The following is a 23,970-nucleotide window of genomic DNA, read 5'->3' as shown; positions in this document are numbered from 1 at the left end:
GCTGCCGCTCTCGGGACGAGAACGGCGGCGTTTGGGGCCGCTTCCATTGCTTCTATTTTGCGGTTTTGAGCGGACGAATCGCGTCGCTGTTGGCGATTAAGCTGCACTTTAAAACCTGATATTGACCCGGTTCAGTACCGCCTATCTTCTCTTTCAGAGAAGAAACAATGATCTGGTCAGCTTTTTCAAAATTTTCAGCAGGGAGATTGCTTGCTTCCAGCCAGGCGGCCGCGCTGGCCTCTGCATCATCTTTCAGACTTTTACTGTCCGCGATCTTACTGATGCAACGGTTTTGCACCCAATTTTCAAAGATTTGTTGCTGAGAAAAAGCGCTGACGGCAGGCAGATTTTGGGCATAAACAGCAGAGGCATTGATAGCCAATACCAGCAGTAATAAACGTTTCATTTCAGGCTCCAGAAGGTGGCGTTGGTCGGAATAAACGAACCATTACCCGGTGAGCCGAGGAAATGGCAATCATCAGAGCAAATATTTCCATTCCAGAGTGTTACATGACCGGTTGCGTCGCTCCAGCCATGCCCGGTAAAGATGATAATGCCTTGCTTGCCTGCAAATTGCGCAGGCGTTGGGGAAGAGACCGACATATCTGCATTGCCCAGTACCGTGGGTAGAAATGCAATCATATCTTTAACGCGGAACATATAGCGCTTTTTGTCGTTCCCGGTCACTGTCGCATATTTACTGTTAGAAGGAATCGGAATGCCACAGTAATTTAAAACGTAACTCATACGAATTGGGCAGGCATTTTTAAAAATACCGGCGTCGATATTATGCTGAACTTTTCCACCCAATAATTTGCCAACCTGTTCTACGTTTACGTTCACTTCTCTGAATCTGTTCCAGGCGGCACCAAAAGCAGGACGCATATGAGACATCTCGTTTCTCCTTGATAAGAAGCTCAGGGTAAAGTGAGCCCTTTCGGGCCCACTATTATTATGCTTCTTTGTTTTCTTTGATATTCCAGCCAGCGCTGCTTTCAGCACCTTTACCACCCGACGTGGTCTGCTCCCAGTACTGCTGTTTCACTTTCGCAGCCTGGAATGCATAGGTCACACCCACGGTGTCGCCGTTGTCTGCACCGGTGTACTGAACGGAAGTCACCAGCACATCTTCCAGCGTAATGCGGGAGTATTCCACCTGCTGACCGCCCGCTTTACAGACGGACAGCTCAACCTTAGTCAGGTGTTTACCGCTGGCGCAGTGTTTCAGGATAGCGGTGGTGGATTTGTCGATCAGCGCGTTAACGTGCAGGTCGTTAAAGTTAACTTTACCGGCACCGCCGCCACCGCCAACGCTCATATTACCTGGCTGGGAAGCGCCCCAGGAGAAGGAGGTAATATCAGTCCAGCCGGTGTGGTTAGAATCTTTAGATTCGCCCGTAACACCCTCGACCTTCAGAAACATATCAATAGCCATAATATCTACTCTTCGTGGATGAACAATATTGCTTTCGAAAAAGCACTTATATGGCAAACAGGAAAGCATGGGGCTGAATAAAACCGTCCATATTTTACCTCTGCCTCATATCAAATGACCCGTGTCATTTGACAGTCTTACATTCCTCCGAAATAACGGAATGAATGTGAAGTCATTATTACCGTTCCAGCCGTCTTTCTTGCCGGCCCGTGCAGATGTTGCTCTTACGCGTCTTTCGTCTTCAGCGACGGCAGTTTAGAAACCAGACGCAGAGAAACGGTCAGACCTTCCAGCTGGTAGTGTGGACGCAGGAAGAACTTCGCGGCGTAGTAGCCCGGGTTGTCTTCAATCTCCTGCACCTGCACTTCCGCAGCCGCCAGCGGTTTGCGGGACTTGGTTTCCTGGGAGGAGTTAGCCGGGTCACCGTCGACGTAGTTCATCACCCAGTCGTTCAGCCAGCGCTCCATCTCTTCGCGCTCGCGGAAGGAGCCGATTTTGTCGCGCACGATGCACTTCAGGTAGTGGGCAAAGCGGCAACAGGCGAACAGGTACGGCAGACGAGACGCCAGGCGCGCGTTGGCGGTGGCATCCGGATCGTGATACTCGGCCGGTTTTTGCAGGGACTGCGCGCCGATGAAGGCGGCAAAGTCGGAGTTTTTACGGTGTACCAGCGGCATAAAGCCGTTTTTCGCCAGCTCGGCTTCACGACGATCGCTGATGGCGATCTCGGTCGGGCACTTCATGTCCACGCCGCCGTCATCGCTCGGGAAGGTATGGCACGGCAGGTTTTCCACCGCCCCGCCGGACTCCACGCCGCGAATCGAGGTGCACCAGCCGTACTCTTTAAAGGAGCGGTTGATATTGGCGGCCATCGCATAGGCCGCGTTCGCCCACGAGTAGCTGTTGTGGTTCGCGCCATCGGTCTGCTCTTCAAAATCGAAGCTGTCCACCGGGTTGGTGCGAATGCCGTACGGCAGACGCGACAGGAAGCGCGGCATCACCAGCCCCAGATAGCGGGCATCTTCGGATTCACGCAGGGAACGCCAGGCGGCGTATTCGGTGTTCTGGAAGATCTTGGTCAGATCGCGCGGGTTAGCCAGCTCCTGCCAGGACTCCATCTGCATCACGCCCGGCGCGGTACCGGTAATGAACGGACAGTGCGCCGCAGAGCCGATGCGCGCCATTTCCCCGAGCAGCTCAACGTCCTGCGGGCTGTGGTCGAAGTAATAGTCGCCGACGATGCAGCCAAACGGCTCGCCGCCGAACTGACCGTACTCCTGCTCGTAGATTTTCTTGAAGATCGGGCTCTGGTCCCAGCCCACGCCCTTGTAGCGCTTCAGGGTGCGGCCCAGCTCCTGCTTGGAGATGCTCATAAAGCGGATCTTCAGCATCTCGTCAGTTTCGGTATTGTTGACCAGGTAGCTCAGGCCGCGCCAGGCGCTCTCCAGCTTCTGAAACTCTTCGTGGTGAATAATCTGGTTCACCTGCTGCGAGAGCTGCTCGTCGATACCGGCAATCAGGTTCTGAATGGTGCGGTAGGTGTCGTTCGAGAAGGTAACGGTATTTTCCAGCGCCTGCTGCGCCAGGGTCTTGACCGCACTCTCCACGGCGGAACGCGCCTGATCGGTTTTCGGGCGGAACTCTTTGTTCAGCAGCGCGCTGAACTCATCCTGGCTGAACGCCTGACCCGCCTGCTGATCGTGTTGTTGAGTCTGGTTGCTCATCGATTATTCCTCGCTACCTTTCGCACTTTCGTCATTTTTTGGCATCTGGCTCAGGGATTTGAGCAGCGTCGGATCCTGAAGGATTTTTGCGATCAGCTCTTCCGCGCCGTTTTTGCCGTCCATGTAGGTCAGCAGGTTAGAGAGCTGCGTGCGCGCCTCCAGCAGCTTGTTCAGCGGCTCAACCTTGCGGGCCACCGCGTCCGGCAGGAAGTCGTCCATGCTGTCGAAGGTCAGATCGACGTTGAGCTTACCTTCGCCGGTCAGGGTGTTATCTACCTGGAACGCCACGCGCGGCTTCAGCGCCTTCATGCGTTCATCGAAGTTATCGATGTCGATTTCCAGGAATTTACGCTCGTCGACGGCTGGCAGATTTTCCACCGGCTTGCCAACCAGATCGGCCATAACGCCCATCACAAACGGCAGCTGAATTTTGCGTTCTGCACCGTAGATCTCTACGTCGTATTCGATCTGCACGCGGGGAGCACGGTTGCGTGCGATGAATTTCTGTCCACTGTTACTCATTGCCATGATGTTCTCCATCAAAGATGCGCGGTGAAGGTGAAACGGCAGACTCCATGCCTGTCGTCATAATGCCAGGACGCGTCATTCGCGGCGTCCAAAGATGTTTTCCAGTTGGTTAACGCCGTCTGGCGCCAGGTCGCGAATAATGTCCATAAAGTTAAGTTCTGACAGCCGCTGCACCCGTTCAATCATCAGCGGCGCGGGGTGGCTCGGTTCGTACTGCGCGAAATACTGCTTCGCTTTTTCCAGCATTAGCTGCGCGTCGGCGCGGCTGGTAACCTGCACGCTGCGCCAGTCGGTGACCGGCTGAACGGGCTGCGCTGCCGCAGGCTGCGGCTCAGCGTGCTGTTCAGCCTGCGCTTCACGGTTCGGCAGCAGCTTGCTGATGTCGGTCACCTGACACGCGCTGGCGACCAGCCCCACGGTTTTCAACAGCTGTTCCATTTCCGGTACGCCGCTTTCACCGAGATGCCCGGTGAGCAGCTCGCGGATGGCCAGCAGCCGTTCGTTAATCACAATGACCGCTGCGGTTCCCGGCTGGTCGCCGCGGGCCAGTTCGTCAATCAGCCTCGGGCGACCGCCGGGATAGTCCGGACACTCGGTTTTACTGCCGTCCAGCAGCGCCTGGGCGTCACGAAGCGAAATTTCATCGCCGTTTGAACGCAGCAGCGAGGCGTTACGTACCGCGACGGTGAGCTCGGATTTATCGCTCAGCCCTGCCAGAGCGTTAATGCGATAGAACGGGTCGGTTTCGCCATACTCTTCCAGCAGCGGATAGAGCGGCTCCCAGTAGCGCGCGATCGCCTCCTGCACCAGCAACAGCCCGTCCGCGTAGCCCGCAAGACCGCGACGGCGGGTCCAGGCGTGGGTTAACGCCAGCATCACGCGAAGATCTTTGGTGCGGCTCAGCAGGCTGGTAGCGAATTTTTCTACCGTGTTCCAGTCCGCAGGCTCTGCCGGGATGATGGTGTCGCCAAACTGCTGTTCCGCTTTGCCCTGACTGGCCTGATTCATCGCCTGGAAGTCAGCGTCATATTCCAGATTGTCGCCACAGGGCTTGTCGGGACTTATTGGCGCGAGAAATTCTTCGATATTCATGAGATCCCTGCTTATTCAAACATAGGCGGATAGAGACCGTGACGCCCCGGGCGGGCGCCCCCTGCCGGGTCGAACAGCAGGGTAAAAAGCTGCCCGGTGAAGTTGCCGCTGTGAACGTGGGTGTACAGCGGGTAACCGTCGCAGCGGTTGGTCCACCAGTAGCTGGTCTGACGCAGCGGGTCAAAGCACTCTGCCGCCTGCGGCCAGCCCAGCGTGCTTTGGCCGTCCTCGTCGTAACCAATGACGTCGAGGATGTCAGAGCGCTTCTGCGGCTCGACGGGCTGCGGCGCCGGAATGGACATCAGCATCTCATCCAGCTGCGAGGCGGAAAAGCTGTTACGCACCGCGTGCAGCCCCAGGCGACCAATTTGCTGATACCAGCTCTCCGCCTGGCTGAGCAGGCTGGTCGACCACTCTGACGGGGCGAAGCTCAACTGAATGCAGACCGGGTACTGTCGGCCAACGCTGTCGCGGCCGGGCAGCAGGCAGCCCATCTGGATCATCTGGCTGCCCAGCATCGGCGGGACGACGAAATTCCAGACCGGAGCTTTGGTGAACTGGCGCTCGCCGCTGCGCTGCTCTTCCTGCTGCCAGGCCAGCAGGCCAACCTGAAACCAGTGCGACCACTGGCGCTGTAAGGTGTCAGGAAAGCGACGCTGCAGGAAATCTCCGGCGCTGGGTAATTTGCCATACCAGCTGTAGCGGTTCATCGCAGGGGTATTCGTCATACGGCTGTCCTTGCGGTTATGGGCATGAAAAACGGGGAAGCTGGAACGGGTTGCGGATGCTGTTCGGCGCAAACTCCAGCGTGACCTGATGTCCGTCGACGTTGAAGGTGGCCTGACGGCTCAGGCTTCCCGCGCTCGGGCTGGTGCTCGCTTTGTCAAAAAAGCGGTTGAGCGCCCAGGAGCCGTTGGTCACAAGCGTCGCGGTGCTGCCGTTAGCCAGACCCAGCTGCATACGGACCTGGTTGGTGCCGCCCGGCCCCGGCCAGTTCATGATTTGCACCGCCTGCGGACCGTGGCTGTAACGCAGCAGCTGGCCGTCGACATCCAGCGTCAGGTTCAGAATGGTGTTATCCATTCGCACGGTGCGAACCGTCACCTTGAAGGACGGCGTGGTTGCGCCGTTAGCAAAGAAGGCGTCGCGAATCGACTGGGCCTGCTGGAACGGTCTCAGCAACCCTTCGCTGCCCGGCAGGGTTTTACCGTCGATACCCGGCATAAAGCGCCAGTTTGCCTGCGTCGTATCCACTTTGCTGGTCAGGTTGTCGCGAAAGAAGGTATCCATCAGCCCGGTGCCCGGCGCGAACATGCGGGCGAGATCGTCCGGAGTGACCTCAGTGCTGGCGCTGCGCACCAGCGGGTAGCGACCGGCGATCGCCTGACGGCAGAAACCGCCGACTTCAACGTTGATCCGCTTACGCACGTTTTCCAGATCGCGGCGCTGGGTATCGCTGCTGGCCCCCACCGCCATGTTGCTGAACATGGTTTGCAATCCGCCCGGCAGTCGACCGGCGCTGGCCTGCAGACGGCTGATCGCCTCGCCGCCCGGTGCCGGCATACCGCTGTTGGCGGCGTCCTGCACGGCGGTCAGGTAACGATAAAGCTCGTCCACCTGCTTAAGAAAATCATCAAAGACGATGGTCTTGCCACCCTTTTCCAGCGGCTGGGCCAGCTCAATCATCGGCGCGTAGTGGTCCGTCACCAGCTGCTCCGGCGCCTGAGTAATCGCGGCGGCCTGCGTCGGAGCATTGTCATTATTGCTGAACAGCGCTTCCAGCGTGCGGGTGGCGCGGTTGCTCTGCGCCTGCGCTTTATCGGCATCTTCCGGTGCCGGGGTATCCCGGGAGAGCGTCAGCACCTGGCTCAGGTTCTGCACCAGACGGCGCAGGGGCGAGTTTGCGCCAGAGAGCAGGCGCGCAGTGTTGATGCGCTGGGAGAGATCGGCGCTGTTGTTAAGCTGGATGTCGGCGAGAAAGCGATCCCAGTTCGCGATAAAGTCGCGCATGTAGAGCTGGCGTACGGCGTTATCGATCTGCTGTTTATCTTCCTGCGCGGTCGCGGCGCCCAGCACCCAGGCGTCGTCTTCATGCAGGGCGGTCGTTACGCTGTCAATCTGGCTGTTAAAGCTTTTCCAGTAACCGTCCGGCGTATAAAGACCCGGCACCCCTTCGCTCACCGGCTTACCGCTTTTGCGGGAAAACACCAGCTCGCTCTGTGGCCCGCCCAGGTCGGAAAGGGAGACCGGTTTGAGGTTGTCGTCATGTTCCAGCAGGCGCTTCAGGCGACCGTAGACGCGGGTTGAAAGCGGCTGCTGGTTGATCAGCGCTCTTTCACGCGCCACCAGGGATTCGTCCTGCGCGTACGGCGAGGCCTGAATTTTCGGCTCCAGCAGCTGGGTGAGATGCCATTCGAGCTGCTGCAGCTGCGCCTTCGTGACGTTTTGCGGCAGGTTGCGCTGCAGGTTGAGCATCACCCAGGAGTGCAGGAATTTGCCGTCGTAGTGCTTCGGCTGATAGAGCATCTGATAGGCTTTCAGCGCCTCGTAGCTGTACTCCACGTCGCTGCCGTTATCGTTGCGCAGCCAGGTGGTGATGTGCATAGCAACGGCGGGCAACAGCAGCTGATCCAGCGCCTTCTGGTACAGGGACTGCGAAGCATCGCTGACGTCATCCCCACGGTAAAGCCCCATGCGGCGGGAGACTGGCGGATCGTTGACATCAAACGCGTCGCTTTTCGGCAGGTCCACCAGGCCATTCAGCAACGGCAGCAGATCGAACAGGTCACGCTGCGGCTGGTTCTGCAACGCTTTGCTCTGCTGGTCCAGCAGCGGCACCTTCGCATCCACCTCTTCCAGATAGGCCTTGTTTTTAGCATAGCTGGTGAGCCACAGCCCGCCGAGGATCGCCAGCAGGGCCAGCAGCGCCGCGTAGCCGGACCAGATCACCGCCCGGTTGCGCAGCTCCCACCAGCGGTTTTCCCCGGCGATCCCGGCTTCCTGGAAAATAACGTTTTGCAGCAGGTTCTTGATGAAGAAACTCTGGCCCTTCGCGCCCGGGATTGGGGCTTCTTTACTGACCGAATCCCAGTTATCGCGCTCTGCCCCTTCCGGCAGGGAGAGCGCGCGGTTCAGTTCGCCCATTACGCGGTCAAACGGCAGGCCTTCCTGCGTCCCGCTGGCGAAGTAGATCCCGCGCGGGGAGAACTCAGTTTCGAAGTTGGAGCGCGCAAAGACCGTGTTCAGGTAGTCCGCCAGCAGCGGACGCAGCGCGGCGAACTCCTGCGGGAAGAGATACGCTTCGGCGCGGGTTTTCGCGTCATGCTCTTTGAGCATGGTTTCCGGCAGCCCGGCATCAAGACGCTGCTGCAGCAGAGAAAATTCCTGCTGGAAGTTGCCCATCAGGTCGTAATCGGCGTGTTTGGTCTGCTCCCACGGCAGCGTGAAGCCCCAGATCTGGTCGCGCTGCGCTTTATCGTAGTCGGCAAACCAGGCGCGGAAGCCTTTGAGAAGGTCGGCCTTGGTCACCATCACGTACACCGGGAAGCGGATACCCAGCTGTTCATGCAGCTCAGACAGGCGCTGGCGCAGGTTCACCGCCTGCTGGCGGGACGCCTCGGCAGACTGGGTCAGCAGGTCCGAAATGCTGATCGTGACGATGACGCCGTTGATCGGCTGGCGGCGACGGTACTTGCGCAGTAGCCCCATGAACTGCAGCCACTCACCGGCATCCTGCGCCTGCTCGCTCTCCTGGGTGGTATAGCGACCCGCGGTGTCCAGCAGCACGGCCTCGTTGGTGAACCACCAGTCGCAGTTGCGCGTGCCGCCAATACCGCGCAGCGCGGTCTTACCAAAACGGTCGGCCAGCGGGAACTGCAGCCCGGAGTTCACCAGCGCCGTGGTTTTACCGGAGCCCGGCGCGCCGATAATGACGTACCACGGCAGTTGATAGAGATATTGCGTGCTGAAGCGCTGGGTCCACTGGGCGCCCTGGCCCGCTTTGCTGAAGTGCGCTTTTTTAAGCATCTGCGCGGCTTCATCAAAACGGCTGGCGAGGATCTGCTCCTCACTGTTCAGGCGCTGCTGCGGATCCGCCGCCTCCGGGCTGGTGGTGTTCTCGTTGAGCTTGTCCATCAGCTTGCGGTTCAGCCAGGCGTTATAAAGGCGCGGCAGAATATGGCCCTGCGCCCACAGCAGGTAGACCACGGCGATACTGATGATGCGGTTCTGTTCGGATTCGAGCGGTCGGGTGTCCACGATGGACAACAGCGGGCCAATCATCCAGATCACCGCCGCCAGCGCCGTTACGCCGAGGAAGCTCCACAGAATGCGGTTGGTCAGAATGGAAAGAAGTGTAGTCAGCATCCTTAGTTTCCTTGCGGCAATCCGTTCAGCTCGGCCTGGGTGTTTTCAGGCGACACCAGCAGAGTAATTTCCACACGGCGGTTACGGGCGCGGTTTTCCGGCGTCGTGTTCGGCGCCACCGGGTTAATCTCGCCCCGCCCTTCCGCCTTCACGCGGCCAGGCTGAGAGAGGCTTCCCTGCAGCATTTTCTGTACGGAGCGCGCGCGTTCCAGTGAGAGCTCGTAGTTAGAGGCAAAGCGCGCGCTGCGGATCGGCACGTTATCGCTGTAGCCCACCACCAGAATTTTGCCGCTGACGTTGTTCATCGCCTGCGCAATGCGGTTGATGACCGGTTCATAGCGGTCGCGCACGACGGTCGAGGCGGAGGCAAACAGCCCATCGCCCTTCAGGATCACGACGCTGCGATCTGCCTGGTCTTTTACCGCCACCAGGCCCGCCTCAATTTCAGGCTTCAGGAAGCCGCGCAGGTTAAGCACTGCGGGCAGCTGACGCGCCGGCTGCTGGATGGTGGTTTCCGGCAGCTGGGACTGATAAATCTTCGCCAGCACCGGGTTGGTGTTGTCGCCAAGGCGCCAGTTAAGCACGATATAAAACAGGCAGGCGATAAACCCGGCCAGCGCCACGCAGGCCCACAGGGGAACCATCGGCCGCCAGAGCTTGCGCAGCACCGGACGATCTTCCGGATGAGGAGAAAGCGGCGGCGGATAGCTGCCGCGCACGCCGCGGATCATTTGCCACAGCCGCTGCTTGATGGTTTCAAGCTGGGTGCGGCCATTGTCCAGCACCCGATAGCGCCCCTCGAAGCCGAGCAGCAGGCAGTAGTTGATCATCTCCAGCAGCAGGATATGCTCGCGCGGGTTCTGCGACAGGCGCGCCAGCAGCTGGAAGAACTTTTCGCCGCCCCAGGTTTCGTTATGGAACGTCACCAGCAGGCCATTGCTGGACCAAACGCCGCTGCTGCCCCAGGGAGTCAGCGCGGCGGCCTCGTCCAGCGCCGTGCACAGGCAGTAGCGCGCCCCGACGATCACTTCGTAGGGCAGCCCCGCCTGCTGACAGCGGACTTCAAAACGGCGAATCTCATCGATCAGGCGCTGGCGTAACGCCACCTGATCGTCATGTGATACCGAATGACGGATCTGCGGAATCGCGTTGAGCAGCGGATTGGCGGCCGCCACCAGCTGATTGTTGCTACTGGCTCCGGTAAACGCGGCATCACTGCCGCTATCCTGTCGTTCCTGCATATTAAGCGCTCGCTTTATTATTCTGTCGGGCTACGGATGGCCCAAAACTCCATATCCAGCCCCGGGAACTCCCCTGCAAGGTGCAGGGCGAATGCGCCGGACTTATCCATCTCGTGCCACAGCTCGCTGCCCTTCTCCAGCTCGAAGTAGCTGTAGCCGGCATGCCACGGGATCTGCGGCGGCGCGACCGGCATGGCGCGCAGCATAATGCCCGGCAGCTGCAGCTGAACCAGATCGCGAATTTTCGAGACCGGGGCAATTTTCATCTGCGCCGGGAAGTGGGTTTGCAGGTGTTCGCCCGGCACGTTGGCTTTCACCGCCAGCACGAAGCCAAATTCGCGCACCATGCTGGTTTCAGGAACGGTGGCGATGTTCAGGCCATGCGAGCGCTCGTTAAGCGGCAGCTGAATGGCGTGGTCTTCCATCACCAGCGACAGCCCCTGGCGCAGCATCAGCATCAGCTTGCTGAAGCAGTTCGCCAGATCGTCGTGATCGTAGATCGGCAGCACGCTCTCGGTGGTGCGCTGCGACGTCCAGGTCGTGAGCTCGGTGGCAAACGGCAGCCAGCTGCGCCAGAGCGTTTCCGGGTGCAGCAGCGGCAGCGTTTTTAAATGTGAAACCTCGCCCAGATGACGGTTCACGAGCGAAAGCAGCGTAAATTCAATCAGTTCAGAGGTGTTAAAGCGGCCAGGCTGACGCAGGCGGCCGCCAATCTGCTGGCTGCGCTGCACCAGCAAACCGTGCAGATCGTTGATCATGCTGTAGATCTGCGGGCTGTTATTGGCGTTCAGCATCGGCGGGATGTAGCTGTTATCCAGCCGCACGTGGTTGTCGTTGCGTTTTTCAGTCACAAACGCCACGCCGATGGATGTCCATTCTGCCGTGAGGTCTTTTTCCAGCATCAGCGTCAGGCGCAGGCGGCCAAACTGGACGGTGGCATCCCCCACCGACATGGCGTTATCGTCCTCCACCTCCTGCTCAAACGCGACGAAGCGGGCCAGCGAGGCGGGCTCTTCGCTGAAAATCACCTCTTCCCGCTCGCCACGACGAACCGGCAGCGCGAGCACCACCTTTTCGTTGGTGAGATTGTCAGGAATTTTTAGCGGCGCGGGACCATTGCGTCCGTTGCGGACCTGGAAAAAGGTGCCGTCCGGCAGTAACCCGCTGCAGTAGCTCAGGGCAATACAGCCCTGGCGAAGCATCGCTTCGTCCAGTTCTACGTCGAGAAAGCCCCAGAGATAGGAACGCTGCAGCGCACCCCACTCACGAACATGGTTGAGCAGATAACTTTCAGTCCGCTGAAAATGGTGTGGACGCAGGAACATGCCTTCGGTCCAGACGACCTTTTCTGCTTTGGTCATGATGATGTGTTTCCTGTTGTGAAGCGCGTTACTGGCTGATGACCCGAATGCCGTTTACGTCGAGAAAAACGTTGGCCTGGAGTTCATCCGCGGACCATTTCCAGAACTGGTAGATATGATTTTCGCCTGGCACAGGCAGCGGGAGTGAAACGCGCCATTTTTTACCGTCCAGCTTCTGATATTCCGCCATCACGCCGATATAACGCGCCTCAGGATCGCTCTGACCGCTGAGGGTTTTGGACAGCTGTCCCGGCATCAGGAAGAAAACGTCGCTGTTCAGCAGATTCGCGCCAAGCGTTGCTGACGCGTTGTTCTGCAGGGAATAGAAGTCGCTGGACATGAAATCCGCATCGGATTTCAACAACAGCACCCGGACTTTAAGTGGCGCAGAATCATTGATTTGTGGATGAGCCTGAAACTGCAGATTGTAGCGGGAAGGGTCGCTGTGTGAAGACGACGTACAACCACTGACAAGGGCGAAAATCGCCGCGTAAAAGACTAACCACAGCCGATGAAACTTTTTATTATTCATAAAAATACGCCCACGAAAGCCGTTTAGTTCAGGATCCAGGTACCGTTAGCGCTGTCTTTGCAGGCTTTGCTGTTGCCATCCACATCGACGCAGGTCGCTTTTTTACGCACCTTAGGACGAATGGCCTGTTTGCGGACGGTGGCTTCGTACTGGTCGGCTTTGATAACGGCGCGCATCGGGACGTAGCCAATCAGCTGGTCGTTCCCCTCATCGGCGAGCGCCATCCAGTAGTGTTCAACCTGCCCCAGCACTACATAGGTTTTTCCGGTTTCCAGCGTACGGATAACCTTTCCGCCAAAATCAGGACGGCTCATCAGGGAGGCCGGGTACATGGCACGATAAGGCTCGTTGAGCTGGGTGAATTCCGTTGGCGGCACCACGGCGTGACGGTGGGTCAGGGTGACACCGTTGACCTGGCTGGTCACGATCGTGTCGTCGGTGATTGCCGGTTTCTGTGGCGCTTTACAGCCCGCCACCGCCATTACAAACAGAAGTGAAAACAGTACGCGCATTTTCATATGCTTTTCCGTAGCGATATTTTGATGATGGAGATAAGGGGATGAAATTTGACTTAGGTGCTATTGTTAAAATAGTCAGGATAATTTCGGGGTGTTACTAATTTAAAGACATAGCTACCGCACGAGCCCTTCAGAATAAGGCCCAGCGTCTTCCTGACATATTTTGACAAACGGTAAACAAGTTTACATGAGCTATGCTTCAATTCAATATTTACCGCAGCGTAAGTGGTGGTAATTGAAGCAGCCAAAACATTATAGGATTAATCTGATAAAAAAACCCGACATGGCCTGGATCTACTTATTTCAACACCTTATAATGATATAACACACTGTTATTAAAGCATAAAATTCAAAAGAGAACGGATTTCATTAACGCAATAATGCTATTATCGCCACTACCATAATTAGTAGAAATGTCGTTTTGGTGATATCAGAAGAAGATATCGACGATGAATTATTTGTTGCACCAACAGGGTATGTTTAATATTGCCGCATCACCTGACGACACCATCGCTATTTAACTTATTGACTGCTCCTTTAATTTCACGACTCAAAATAACTTATATTTCATGTTGTGATAATAACCCTGTAAGTGATTATACATTTCCATTAATCATTAAGCCTGAGTAAACCTTCTCGTCACTATTTCGAATACCGATGTTGCTACAGCGCCTGTCAGCCGCCACGTTTCCACTTTAGAGCGACCGTCTCTTTCATTCGAAATTTTACCTGCGCTACATGCTTTCTCTCTCGATACTATCTATCCTGCCTACCGGATGATAGATACAATTTATTATTAAAATGATAAAATTTCGTTATAATTTCTTTAAATAGTTGCATGCCAACATTTTTAACTCATTGTTATAAAGATAATTACAGGCAAGAGCCGTAACTCAACCGCGTGGATTTCCATCTCCACCAGTCATTGCTTTTGCTTATTACCCAGCCGTTGCGCGACCAAACACGTCAGGAGTCAGTATGAACACGAAAAGACGCTCAGTTCCCGGTATCAGACACTACGATGGTCCTGCCGGCGGCTGGGGCGCGTTGAAGGCGACGGCCATTGCAGTGCGTACCCAAATGGATACCCTGGACGCTCCCGCGACGCTGCTGCGTACCAACCAGCCGGACGGTTTTGACTGCCCCGGCTGCGCGTGGCCCGATAAAGAGCACAAGTCGACATTCCAGTTCTGCGAGAACGGCGCGAAAGCGGTGACCTGGGAAGCGACCAGTAAGCGCGTGACGCCCGATTTTCTGGCGGAAAACAGCGTCTCCTCGCTGCTGGCCAAATCGGACTTTGAGCTGGAAGGTTACGGTCGTCTGACGCATCCCCTGCGCTATGACCGGGCCAGCGATACCTTCCGGCCCGTCGACTGGGACGAGGCGTTTCAACGCATCGGGGAAATATTGCGCGGGCTCGAACCGGACCAGGTCGAGTTCTATACTTCCGGGCGCGCCTCCAACGAAGCGGCGTATCTGTTCCAGCTGTTCGCCCGCGAGTACGGCACCAATAATTTCCCGGACTGCTCGAATATGTGTCACGAGGCCACCAGCGTCGGCTTGCCGCGCTCCATCGGAATTGGGAAAGGCACTGTCTCGCTGGACGATTTCGACAAGACTGAGCTGGTGATCTCCATCGGTCACAACCCCGGCACCAACCATCCGCGAATGATGGGTACCCTGCACGAGCTGGCGCGTCGCAATGTGCCGATTATCGTTTTCAACCCGCTGCGCGAACGCGCCCTCGAACGTTTTGCCGACCCGCAAAGCGTGATTGAAATGGCAACCTATAGCTCTACGGACATCGCCTCGACCTACTTCCAGGTGAAGGCCGGGGGCGATGCCGCCGCGCTGAAAGGCATTGCTAAACACCTTCTGGAGATGGAGGCCGAACGCGGTGACGTGCTTGACCGCGCGTTTATTGCAGAACACACCCGGGGTATTGAAGATTTTGCCGCCGATATCGCGCAGACCCGCTGGGACGACATTGAGCGCGAGTCGGGGCTCAGCCAGACGGCGCTCAAAAAGGTGGCCGAGGCCTATGCCAAATCAAACGCCACCATCATTACTTACGGAATGGGGATTACCCAGCACAATAAAGGCACGGCGAACGTCCGCCTGATTGCTGACCTGCTGCTTCTGCGCGGGAATATCGGCAAGCCCGGCGCGGGGATCTGCCCCCTGCGCGGCCACTCTAACGTTCAGGGGAACCGGACCGTCGGGATTAGCGAGAAGCCTGCCCCGGCCTTCCTGAACCGCCTGAAAGAGGTGTTTGGCTTTGAGCCCCCTTCCCGTCACGGACACGATGCGGTGCAGGCGACGCAGGCCATGATCGACGGTCGCGCAAAAGCGCTCATTTGCCTCGGCGGTAACTTTGCCGTCGCGATGCCCGACCACGAGAACGGTTTCCCGGCGATGGGTAACCTGGATCTGAGCGTGCACGTCGGGACCAAGCTGAACCGTACCCATCTGCTGGTGGGCAAAGAGACCTTTATTTTCCCGTGTCTCGGCCGCACAGAGCTGGATATGCAGGCCACCGGCCGTCAGTCCATCACCGTCGAAGACTCTATGTCGATGGTGCATGCCTCCTCCGGCAAGCTGAAACCCGCCTCGCCGTTGCTCCGTTCGGAGCCTGCCATCGTCGCTGGCCTCGCAAAGGCTACCCTGCCGGAAACACGCGTGGACTGGCTGACGCTGGTCGAGGATTACGACCGCATCCGCGATTTGATCGAGCAGACCATTCCGGGCTTTGAGAACTACAATGCGCGGATCCGTGTTCCCGGCGGCTTCCGCATGCCGCTGCCTCCGACACAGCGTATCTGGCCGACCGCAACGGGCAAAGCGATGTTCTCGGTATTCGACGGCGTACAGGAAAACGCCAGCGGTGAAGGCGAGCATGTGCTGCGCCTGATCACGCTGCGCAGCCACGATCAGTACAACACCACCATTTACGCCCTGGACGATCGCTACCGTGGCGTATTTGGCCGCCGCGACGTGCTGTTTATGAACGAAGAAGATATGGCGCAGTCAGGGCTGGAACACGGCGATCGCGTGGATATCGAAACCGCCCTCCCCGGCAGCGCGCAGCGGCTGGAAGATATTACGGTGGTGGCGTACAACATCGCCCCGGGCTCCGTCGGCGCGTATTACCCGGAGGCCAACGTGCTGGTGCCGCTCGATTATCTCGATAAGGACAGCGGTACGCCGTCGTATAAATCGGTTCCGGTTCGCATTACCCTGCGCTCGAAAGAGATCCGCATGCTGTAACGCTTTACGCGCAGAGAAGAGTGATGGACATAAAACAGTTAAAATATTTACTCGCGCTCGACGAGACCCGCCACTTTGGTAAAGCGGCATTGCGGTGCAACATCACCCAGCCGACCCTCTCCATGCGCATCCGCAGCCTGGAAGAGGAGCTGGGGCTGGTGCTGATCGTGCGCGGGCAGCGTTTTGAAGGGTTTACGCCGGAGGGAGAGCGCATCCTCGCATGGGCGCGCGCGCTTCTTGCCGCACACGACGGATTGCAGGCGGAAGCCGCGCTGTGTAAAGGCCAGGTGGTGGGAGAATTACGTCTGGGGATGGTGCCGCTGGCAAGCGTGGATCCGATGATCTTTATCCGCCTGCTTACGCAAAAGTACCCGGAGCTGACCTACAGCCTCTATTCTATGTCTTCGGCGCAGATTGCCGACGGCGTCAGCCGCAATCAGCTTGAGCTGGGGATTTGCTACCTGAACAGCATCGACACCAGCCTGTTTGACATTATTCAGCTTCCTAAAACGAAGATGGGGCTGCTCCACGACACCCGTCATTTCCAGCTTACCCCGGAGATGCTGACCTGGCACGACCTGACGGATTTTCCGCTGGGGTTCCTGACCAAAGGGATGCACTACCGGGCGCATATGGAGGCCAGCTTTAAAGCTGCTGGCATCGAACCGACGGCCGTTTTTGAGAGCGACTCCACGTTCCAGATCATTCAGGCGGTTCAGAGCGGCGTATGCTGCGCCGTGATGCCGCTGAATAACGGGCTGGAAGCCCTGAACAGCACTTTCAGGATTGTCCCCATCGCCGACGCGAACATTGAGGCTCCCATCGGCCTGATTATGCGCAGGCAGAAACCCGTCTCTTCGCTGGCGCTGCGCTGCTTTACCGACGCGCAGGCGATTTATCACGCGGACAAGGAGGCGTAAGCCTGGCGCGTCACCACGCTGAAACCGCCGATCAGCACTGCGGCGCAGACCTCCCGGTAGTCCGGCGCACTCACCAGCTCGCGCAGCGCATCGCGAATGGCGCTGAGCGTTTCGGGGGACGCGCGTCGCGACGTGATTAATGGCAGCCCTGGCGTCAGCGGCGTTCGATCGAACGCCGCCAGCCCCGCAAGCCGTTCCGGCTCATGACGCTCCAGCAGCGCCCAGGTCACGCAGTCGATGGCGGCGATATCGCTCTTCCCGCGCTGCACGTCAATCAGCGACTGACGGTGGCTGCCGCTGAAGGACGTTTGTGAGAAAAATGGCCCGTCGACAATCAGGGGTGCCACCTTTTTTCGCAGCGCGTTATAGCCGGACTGCGAGTCTTCCGAATTACAAACCGCCCGACGTCCGCGAAAATCCGCCAGCGTGAGATGCCTTTCCTCCTCGCGCGCTACCAGAAAACTGCGGTACTGGCTCCCTTCACAGCCCGCGGCGGTGTAGTGAAAACAGCCCACCACCTGTACCTCCGGGAGCTGCGTTACCAGCGGGTAGCCGCATGTCTGGCTGAGGATAAGCTCTGGCTGCTGCCAGTGGGCCAGCAGGTCAGACTCCGGCCAGCCGGGAGTACGATCGACGGGCACGCCACGCGCGGCCAGCAGATGCTGCACCGCCAGCCAGAGCGCGCGGGTATCGCCGCGATCCACGGCGTACATGGGAAACGCCAGCAGGTTACTCATACCTCTCCTCCTGTTGTTTTCCGGGATGGACGGTGACTTCCACTGGCCGGGTCCAGAACTGGCGTAGCCATTCACCGTAGCCCCGGACCACAAAGCCGTGGTTACGCTGCCGGTACGCCTCCCGGTTTTGCCGGTAGATCGTCGGCAACCCGTACCAGGGAACGCCCGGTAAATCGTGATGAATAGAATGGTAGTTGAGATTCAAAAACAGCACCCGCCAGACAAGCCCGGCCTCGTTAATGACCGAGCGCGCGAGCGGATCGTCCGCCGCCCGATGTTCGTAGAACGAGCGGACCTTGGTCAGCGCCAGCGCCGGATAGCTCACCGCCAGCACAAACCAGACGGGTGAAAAGCCGTGATGCACCATCCACGTGAAAAGTGCAGCCAGCAGCAGAGCGTGAACCAGCCACATCGCCATCGCCCGCAGGTGAAAATCACGAAACGCCGCCACGGCGCCACCCAGCGCCTGAAGGATATCCAGCAGCGGCGCCAGCACCAGCCGCCCGACGAAAGTATTCCGGGCCCGGATCGCGCGCTTCTGCCACGGGGAAAAGCGCGCCCAGCTCGCCTCGGTAAAATAATACGACTCCGGGTCATCCGCCGGAAAGGTCAGGCTATCGTGACGGTGATGGGCCAGATGGGAATCCCTGTACAGGCCATACGGATACCAGACCGCCAGCGGGAGCGTGCCGAACAGCTGGTTAAGCCGGGCAAAACGGGTGGGATGCCCGTGGATCAGCTCGTGCTGCAGGGACATGTACCAGGCGGTAAACCAGATAAGCAGCAGCGTGGCGGGAAGCAGGCCGAGCGTTTGCCAGAACGTTAGAGTGGCAAACCAGCCGGTATAGATAATGACGATCAGCAGCCACGTAGGGAGTTCACTTCGCCACAGAACCCCAGATGCAAGTCGGTGGATGTGATTGCGCTGCTGCGGATGTAAATAGAGGGTGCTTCGTTTACTCATTCCTTCAGACGCCGTTTCGCCAGAGACAATGCTCTGACGATCGGGGATAACGCCTGAAATGACAAAGAACTTAAATCGCTTTGCTTTGCCGGAAACGCAGGGTCACGCCCGGCTTGACTTATTCTGTGGTAAAGGTACTTTTCAGGACATGAAGAAAATACTAATTATCGTACCTGACGGCGGCATGCTGTTTGAGGCCGCCGGTATCGCCGACATTCTGATGCAGGCCAACCGGCTGCATCCGGAAGGGCTGACCCAGCCCCGCTACCGTATCATCATTGCCACCACGCAGCCCCATCAGGTGATCCACGGCCAGTCTGGCCTGAACCTGCTGGCGGACTATCGTCTGCCGGAGCTGGATCCGCGCGAACCGCTGGACACCATTATCATCACCGGACGCGGGATCAACGAGCAGGAGAGCACGGCGGTGGTGGACTGGCTGCATCTCGCTGCGCCGCACGCCCGGCGGGTCGCCTCCATTTGCGGGGGCGCGATGCTGCTTGCCCAGACCGGCTTGCTGGACGGCCGCCGCGCAACCACCCACTGGCGGCTGCTGGAGACGATGCAAGCCCAGTACCCGGCTATCCACGTCGAAGGCGGCCCGCTGTATATTCAGGATGGCCCCATCTGGACCTCCGGCGGCGTGAGTTCCGGGTTCGATCTGACCCTGGCGCTGGTGGAAGACGACTATGGATTTACCCTCGCCCGCGACGTGGCGCAGGATATGGTGATGTATCTGCGTCGCCCCGGCGGACAGCTGCAGTTCAGCCGCTATAGCCTGCAGCAGCCTGGCGCATCGGGGCCTATCAGCGAACTGCAAACCTGGATCCTGCAGAACCTCACCGCCGACCTGTGCGTGGAAAATTTGGCCGAAAAGGTGGCGATGAGCCCGCGCAATTTCACCCGGGTTTTTACCCGCGACGCGGGCGTCTCGCCTGCCCGTTACGTGACGGAAGCGCGCCTGGCCGCCGCCCGACAGCTGCTTGAGCAGACCCATGATCCCCTTGAGCGGGTTGCCGAGCAAAGCGGGTTTGGCACCAGCATTAACCTGCGCCGCGTGTTTGAGAAACAGCTCCACCTCACGCCAGGCGAGTACCGCCAGCGCTTCCACTGCCGCAAGATGGCGTAATCCGATCCTTTCTTGTCGTTTACGCCAACCGGCCCCGCGCCTACAGTGACTCCAGACAACAGAGATAAGGAGTGCACCATGGTTAAGGTCGGTATTAACGGTTTCGGCCGTATCGGACGTAATTTCCTGCGCGCGGCGCTGGGTAACCCGGATCTTCAGATTGTGGCCATTAACGATCTGACGGACAGCAAAACCCTCGCCCACCTGCTGAAACATGATTCCCTTCTGGGCAAACTGCCCGCGCCCGTTGAAGCGGCTGACGGCGCGCTGCAGGTGGACGGTCAGCGGATTGTGGTGTTTAGCGAACGCGACCCGGCAAATATTCCGTGGCGCGATGTTGGTGTTGACGTGGTAATTGAGGCCACCGGCTTCTTTACCGATCGGGAAAAAGCGGCGGTGCACGTCACGCAGGGTGGTGCAAAGCGCGTCATCATCTCCGCGCCCGGCAAGAATGACGATCTGACGGTTGTGATGGGAGTGAACCACGATCGCTACGACCCGGCTCAGCACGTGGTCGTCAGTAACGGGAGCTGTACCACTAACGGTCTGGCGCCGGCGGCTCAGGTGCTGCATCAGCAGTTCGGGATCGAGCATGGTCTGATGAACACGACGCACGCCTACACCAACAGCCAGGCGCTGCACGACCAGCCGGAAAAAGATCTGCGCGGCGCGCGCGCGGCGGCGCTGTCGATTGTGCCTTACTCCAGCGGCGCGGCGAAAGCGCTGGGCAAAGTGATCCCCTCCCTGGACGGCAAGCTGACCGGGTACTCCCTGCGCGTGCCGGTGCCGGTGGTGTCGATTGTGGATTTAACGGTAACGCTCAGCCGTAGCGTAACCGCCGAAGAGGTGAATGAGGCGTTCCGCAACGCGGCCGCCAGCGGGCCTCTGAAAGGGATCCTGGGCTATAGCGATGAACCGCTGGTCTCCAGCGACTACCAGGGCGACCCGCGCTCCTCCATTATCGACGGGCTTTCCACGCTGGTAATTGGCGGGAACATGGTGAAGATCCTGGCGTGGTATGACAACGAGTGGGGCTTCTCTAACCGCCTGGTGGATCTGGCGGTGCTAATGGATAAGAAAGGGCTGTAAGCCTGGAGCCGGGTGGCGCGAACGCTCACCCGGCAAAAAATCATTCCGCTTTCACTTTCACGCCCATCAACACAATCACCATCGCCGTCACCAGCAGGAACCCGCTTCCGGCGAATACGCCGCTGGCACCGTTAAGGTCAAATACCGCCCCGCCCCCGGCCGCACCGGCGCTTATCGCCAGCTGGATTGAGGCCACCAGCAGCCCCCCTGCACTTTCGGCTTCATCCGGAACGGTGGTGGCAAGCCAGGTTGACCAGCCCACCGGAACCAGACCAAACGCAAAGCCCCACAGCGCCACCAGGAAACCGTCCAGCATCGCCAGATGGCCAAACGCCACCATCGTCAGCGCCAGTATGCCCATGGCGAACGGCACCAGCGCCAGCGTCAGGCGCAGATTACGTACCAGCAGATGTCCGGCAACGGAAGTACCGACAAAGTTCGCCAGCCCAAAGCCCAGCAGGATCAGTGAAATGGTCTCAACGTTCGCCTGCCCCACCGTTTCCAGGAACGGGCGCAGGTAGGTAAAGAAGGCGAAATGGCCGCTGAAGATCAGAATAGTGGCCAGCATGCCGCCGATCATGCCCGGTCGACGCAGTACGCGGAACAGCGTGCTGAGGCTACCGCTGCTCTCGGGCTTCATGGACGGCAGCACCCAGATCTGCCACAGCAGCGCCAGTACGCTCGGCAGTATGCAGAGCACAAAGACGTTGCGCCAGCCGATCAGGCTACCCAGATAGCTCCCCAGCGGGGCAGCAACCACGGTGGCAATCGACACGCTGGAGAAGATCACCGCCAGCGCCTTCGGTACTTTATCCGTCGGAACCAGGCGCATCGTGGTGGCCGTCGACATCGCCCAGAAGCCACCGATGGCGACCCCTAACAGCAGGCGCCCCATCAGCAGGACGTGCAGCGTAGGCGCAAAGGCCACCAGCAGGCTGGAGATGATTTGCAGCACGGAGAAAAACATCAGTACCCAGCGACGGTCGATACTTTTGGTCGCTGGCGTAATCAGAAGCCCGGTGACCAGTGCCACCAGCGCGGTGGCGGTGACGGCCTGCCCGGCCATGCCCTCGCTGACGCCCAGGCTCGCGGCCATCGGCGTCAGCAAACTGGCTGGCAGGAACTCAGCCGTTATCAACCCAAACACGCCCAGCCCCAGTGAATAGACGGCCCGCCAGGCGGGTCTGGCTGGCGCCACGGCCTCTCTCGCCACGACACATGAATTCATCTGTTGTTCTCCCGTTATAAAAATGTGACAACTGTCGCAAAAGCATAGAGGGTTCACCGTGGACGATCTATGACATATAATCTCCACTTATTGATTATTCGTCCGGAGTTGCGCCATGACCGTTCAGTCCCCCGATTTGATCAGCGAACTCTTACGCGGCATGCGCCTGTCGGGCGTGAAATACCGACGGATTGAAGCCAGCGCGCCGTTTGGCGTGGCGTTCCACCAGGCGCCCGGTAAGGCGCAGTTCCATTTTGTGAGCCACGGTAGCGCCCTGCTGCGTATGGAGAGCGGTGCGACCTTCGAACTGAGCGGCGGCGACGCGCTGTTTATTCCTGGCGGGAATGCCCACGCCCTGCTCTCTGACGCGCAGGCAGCCATTACTCCGGTGAACGCTTTTCCGAGCGAACCTATCTGCGGCTCGGTGTGCGCCATTACTTGCGAGCCCTGTCCGGAGAGCGAGAACACCATCATCTTTAGCGGGTGTATGGATTTTGAACTCGGCGGGATGCAGCCGCTGATCAAAGCAATGCCGGAAGTGATGATGGTCAGCCGGCTGATGTCCACCTGGCCGGAAATTCATCCGCTACTGGCGGCGATGGAGCGAGAATCCATGACCCGTCAGGCCGGGTTCGCCGGGATCCTTGCCCGGCTGGCTGACGTGGTGGCGGCGTTAATTGTGCGCGGCTGGGTTGAGGGCGGCTGCGGTAAAGCCACCGGCTGGGTGCAGGTTTTACGCGACCCGCGCCTGAGCCGGGCCATTTACGCCATGCACCAGCAGCCTGGCCTGAACTGGAGCGTGGCGGACCTGGCGAAAGAAGCGGGCACCTCACGCTCCGTGTTTGCCGAACGGTTTCTGGCCGCGACGGGGACGACCCCGGCAAAGTATCTCAGCGAACTGAGAATGCGGCTGGCGATTCAGTACATTCGTCACGAAAATCAGCCGATTGAAACGGTCGCCCTGCGGCTGGGTTACGGATCGCTGGCGGCGTTTAGCCGGGCCTTTAAGCGCATCATTGGCCATGCGCCGGGCACGCTGCGGGAAGCCGGCCAGGCCCCGGAAGAGGTCTGACCGGCAGGCTGGCATCAGAAAGAGTATTTAAAGCGCACGCGGCCACCGTAGCGATCGTCGTTTTTCTTATCGCCCGCTTTCGGGGAAGCGTTGACCCAGGACGCATACGCGCCCAGATAGATATTGAAGTTTTTCATCTTCAGGACGTTCGGGATCGGGTACGACGTATGGATGGTATGAATATCGTACTCGCCTTCGCGTCCAGGTAAGCGGTGTTGAGGTTCATGACCACGCCGTTCTGCGGATCGGTTTTAAGCCCGTCCCAGGTCATAGTAAACCCGTAGCCGTCGCTGTAGAGATCGTCCGACTTTAATTTCCCAGTCGTTCACAGAACCGAAGAAGAATACCGCATCATCGAGATACATTTTCCCGCCGAGAGGCTGAACGGAAAATCCGGTAAAATTGCCGTTATCCCTTTTTCGATAACCATCAAAATCTCATAAATTACGCCCGTTAATATCCCAGCGTTCTTTATATCCCGGCGCCCGGTCGCTATTAGCACTTTGCTTAATGGAGGTCAGACTGCCTGTTTTACTGGCGGCATCCATATTAAACTCCACGTCACCATAAAATTTAATATCACCAAACCCTGAAAGCGTCAGCTTTGGCGGTTCGGCTTTGCTCACCGGCTCTTCGGAGTGCACAACAACGGCGGGTGCTGCCTGCGCGGCGGCCGCCTGCTGCTGTCTAAGCGCCGGAATAAAATGCACTTATCAGTATTACCGTTTTTTTTTTAATTTCATAAAATCCATCCTGATTATAAAAGTG

At 58.4% G+C, this 23,970-nt stretch carries 20 protein-coding genes and 1 pseudogene; 5 read left to right on the top strand and 16 right to left on the bottom strand.

Going from position 1 to position 23,970, the window contains the following annotated elements:
• Positions 1-52: 52 nt before the first annotated feature.
• From IM265_RS01455 to IM265_RS01400, 12 genes are all read right to left on the bottom strand, one after another.
• Positions 53-406 carry a T6SS amidase immunity protein Tai4 family protein gene (locus IM265_RS01455; protein ID WP_048960690.1) on the bottom strand — a complete coding sequence of 118 codons (354 nt, stop codon included), beginning with the start codon at positions 404-406 and terminating at the stop codon, positions 53-55.
• The gene (locus IM265_RS01450; protein ID WP_023330611.1) at positions 403-894 is read right to left on the bottom strand and encodes a type VI secretion system amidase effector protein Tae4; all 492 of its coding nucleotides are present in this window, start codon (positions 892-894) and stop codon (positions 403-405) included. The genes IM265_RS01455 and IM265_RS01450 overlap by 4 nt, the downstream gene beginning before the upstream one ends.
• Before the next feature lie 58 nt (positions 895-952).
• Positions 953-1,435 (bottom strand): type VI secretion system tube protein Hcp, encoded by a 483-nt coding sequence (locus IM265_RS01445; protein ID WP_008502640.1) that lies wholly within the window; start codon positions 1,433-1,435, stop codon positions 953-955.
• A 224-nt stretch (positions 1,436-1,659) separates the two neighbouring features.
• A complete protein-coding gene (gene tssC / locus IM265_RS01440; protein WP_006810956.1) occupies positions 1,660-3,159 on the bottom strand; it encodes a type VI secretion system contractile sheath large subunit in 1,500 nt (499 codons plus the stop codon).
• Between the two features lie 3 nt (positions 3,160-3,162).
• Positions 3,163-3,687 carry a type VI secretion system contractile sheath small subunit gene (gene tssB, locus IM265_RS01435; protein ID WP_022648413.1) on the bottom strand — a complete coding sequence of 175 codons (525 nt, stop codon included), beginning with the start codon at positions 3,685-3,687 and terminating at the stop codon, positions 3,163-3,165.
• Between the two features lie 75 nt (positions 3,688-3,762).
• On the bottom strand, positions 3,763-4,779 hold the full coding sequence (gene tssA / locus IM265_RS01430; protein ID WP_048956570.1) for a type VI secretion system protein TssA: 1,017 nt from the start codon (positions 4,777-4,779) through the stop codon (positions 3,763-3,765).
• Between the two features lie 11 nt (positions 4,780-4,790).
• Positions 4,791-5,507, bottom strand: coding sequence for a type VI secretion system-associated protein TagF (gene tagF, locus IM265_RS01425; protein WP_028013492.1), 717 nt, complete (start codon positions 5,505-5,507; stop codon positions 4,791-4,793).
• 16 nt (positions 5,508-5,523) lie between these two features.
• Positions 5,524-9,144: a type VI secretion system membrane subunit TssM gene (gene tssM, locus IM265_RS01420; protein ID WP_193031966.1), complete on the bottom strand. Its 3,621-nt coding sequence runs from the start codon at positions 9,142-9,144 to the stop codon at positions 5,524-5,526.
• Positions 9,145-9,146: 2 nt separating this feature from the next.
• Entirely contained in the window at positions 9,147-10,385 is a 1,239-nt protein-coding gene (locus IM265_RS01415; RefSeq protein WP_028013493.1) for a DotU family type VI secretion system protein, read from the bottom strand.
• A 17-nt stretch (positions 10,386-10,402) separates the two neighbouring features.
• Positions 10,403-11,746 carry a type VI secretion system baseplate subunit TssK gene (gene tssK, locus IM265_RS01410; protein WP_041909533.1) on the bottom strand — a complete coding sequence of 448 codons (1,344 nt, stop codon included), beginning with the start codon at positions 11,744-11,746 and terminating at the stop codon, positions 10,403-10,405.
• 28 nt (positions 11,747-11,774) lie between these two features.
• Positions 11,775-12,278 carry a type VI secretion system lipoprotein TssJ gene (gene tssJ, locus IM265_RS01405; RefSeq protein WP_028013495.1) on the bottom strand — a complete coding sequence of 168 codons (504 nt, stop codon included), beginning with the start codon at positions 12,276-12,278 and terminating at the stop codon, positions 11,775-11,777.
• A gap of 23 nt (positions 12,279-12,301) precedes the next feature.
• Entirely contained in the window at positions 12,302-12,796 is a 495-nt protein-coding gene (locus IM265_RS01400; protein WP_028013496.1) for a hypothetical protein, read from the bottom strand.
• A gap of 978 nt (positions 12,797-13,774) precedes the next feature.
• On the opposite strand from IM265_RS01400, the gene IM265_RS01395 reads away from it, so the two are divergent.
• Positions 13,775-16,063, top strand: a complete 2,289-nt coding sequence (locus tag IM265_RS01395; RefSeq protein ID WP_048998693.1) for an FdhF/YdeP family oxidoreductase — start codon at positions 13,775-13,777, stop codon at positions 16,061-16,063.
• A 23-nt stretch (positions 16,064-16,086) separates the two neighbouring features.
• Positions 16,087-16,983: a LysR family transcriptional regulator gene (locus tag IM265_RS01390; RefSeq protein ID WP_045260281.1), complete on the top strand. Its 897-nt coding sequence runs from the start codon at positions 16,087-16,089 to the stop codon at positions 16,981-16,983.
• On the opposite strand, the gene IM265_RS01385 is transcribed toward IM265_RS01390, so the two are convergent.
• Positions 16,962-17,720, bottom strand: a complete 759-nt coding sequence (locus tag IM265_RS01385; protein ID WP_193031964.1) for a phosphate/phosphite/phosphonate ABC transporter substrate-binding protein — start codon at positions 17,718-17,720, stop codon at positions 16,962-16,964. The genes IM265_RS01390 and IM265_RS01385 overlap by 22 nt on opposite strands.
• Positions 17,713-18,684, bottom strand: a complete 972-nt coding sequence (locus tag IM265_RS01380) for a fatty acid desaturase (RefSeq protein ID WP_193031962.1) — start codon at positions 18,682-18,684, stop codon at positions 17,713-17,715. Before IM265_RS01380 ends, IM265_RS01385 begins: the two co-directional genes overlap by 8 nt.
• Before the next feature lie 148 nt (positions 18,685-18,832).
• On the opposite strand from IM265_RS01380, the gene IM265_RS01375 reads away from it, so the two are divergent.
• Together IM265_RS01375 and gap are read left to right on the top strand one after the other, a co-directional pair.
• On the top strand, positions 18,833-19,813 hold the full coding sequence (locus IM265_RS01375; protein ID WP_041909518.1) for a GlxA family transcriptional regulator: 981 nt from the start codon (positions 18,833-18,835) through the stop codon (positions 19,811-19,813).
• Positions 19,814-19,891: 78 nt separating this feature from the next.
• Positions 19,892-20,902 carry a type I glyceraldehyde-3-phosphate dehydrogenase gene (gap, locus tag IM265_RS01370; RefSeq protein WP_049138809.1) on the top strand — a complete coding sequence of 337 codons (1,011 nt, stop codon included), beginning with the start codon at positions 19,892-19,894 and terminating at the stop codon, positions 20,900-20,902.
• Positions 20,903-20,942: 40 nt separating this feature from the next.
• Here gap and IM265_RS01365 read toward each other — a convergent pair whose 3' ends face one another.
• Positions 20,943-22,130 carry an MFS transporter gene (locus IM265_RS01365; protein ID WP_193031960.1) on the bottom strand — a complete coding sequence of 396 codons (1,188 nt, stop codon included), beginning with the start codon at positions 22,128-22,130 and terminating at the stop codon, positions 20,943-20,945.
• Between the two features lie 115 nt (positions 22,131-22,245).
• Here IM265_RS01365 and IM265_RS01360 point away from each other — a divergent pair, with 115 nt between their 5' ends.
• Positions 22,246-23,202 carry an AraC family transcriptional regulator gene (locus IM265_RS01360; protein ID WP_028013503.1) on the top strand — a complete coding sequence of 319 codons (957 nt, stop codon included), beginning with the start codon at positions 22,246-22,248 and terminating at the stop codon, positions 23,200-23,202.
• Between the two features lie 14 nt (positions 23,203-23,216).
• Here IM265_RS01360 and IM265_RS01355 read toward each other — a convergent pair.
• Positions 23,217-23,912 (bottom strand): annotated as a pseudogene (locus IM265_RS01355) (carbohydrate porin).
• Positions 23,913-23,970: the final 58 nt, after the last annotated feature.

Origin of the sequence: Enterobacter cloacae complex sp. P17RS (assembly GCF_014895885.1) — a bacterium.
Lineage (GTDB): Bacteria > Pseudomonadota > Gammaproteobacteria > Enterobacterales > Enterobacteriaceae > Enterobacter > Enterobacter bugandensis.
Note: the sequence above shows the minus strand (reverse complement) of the source record. Positions and strands in the feature narration are given on the sequence as shown.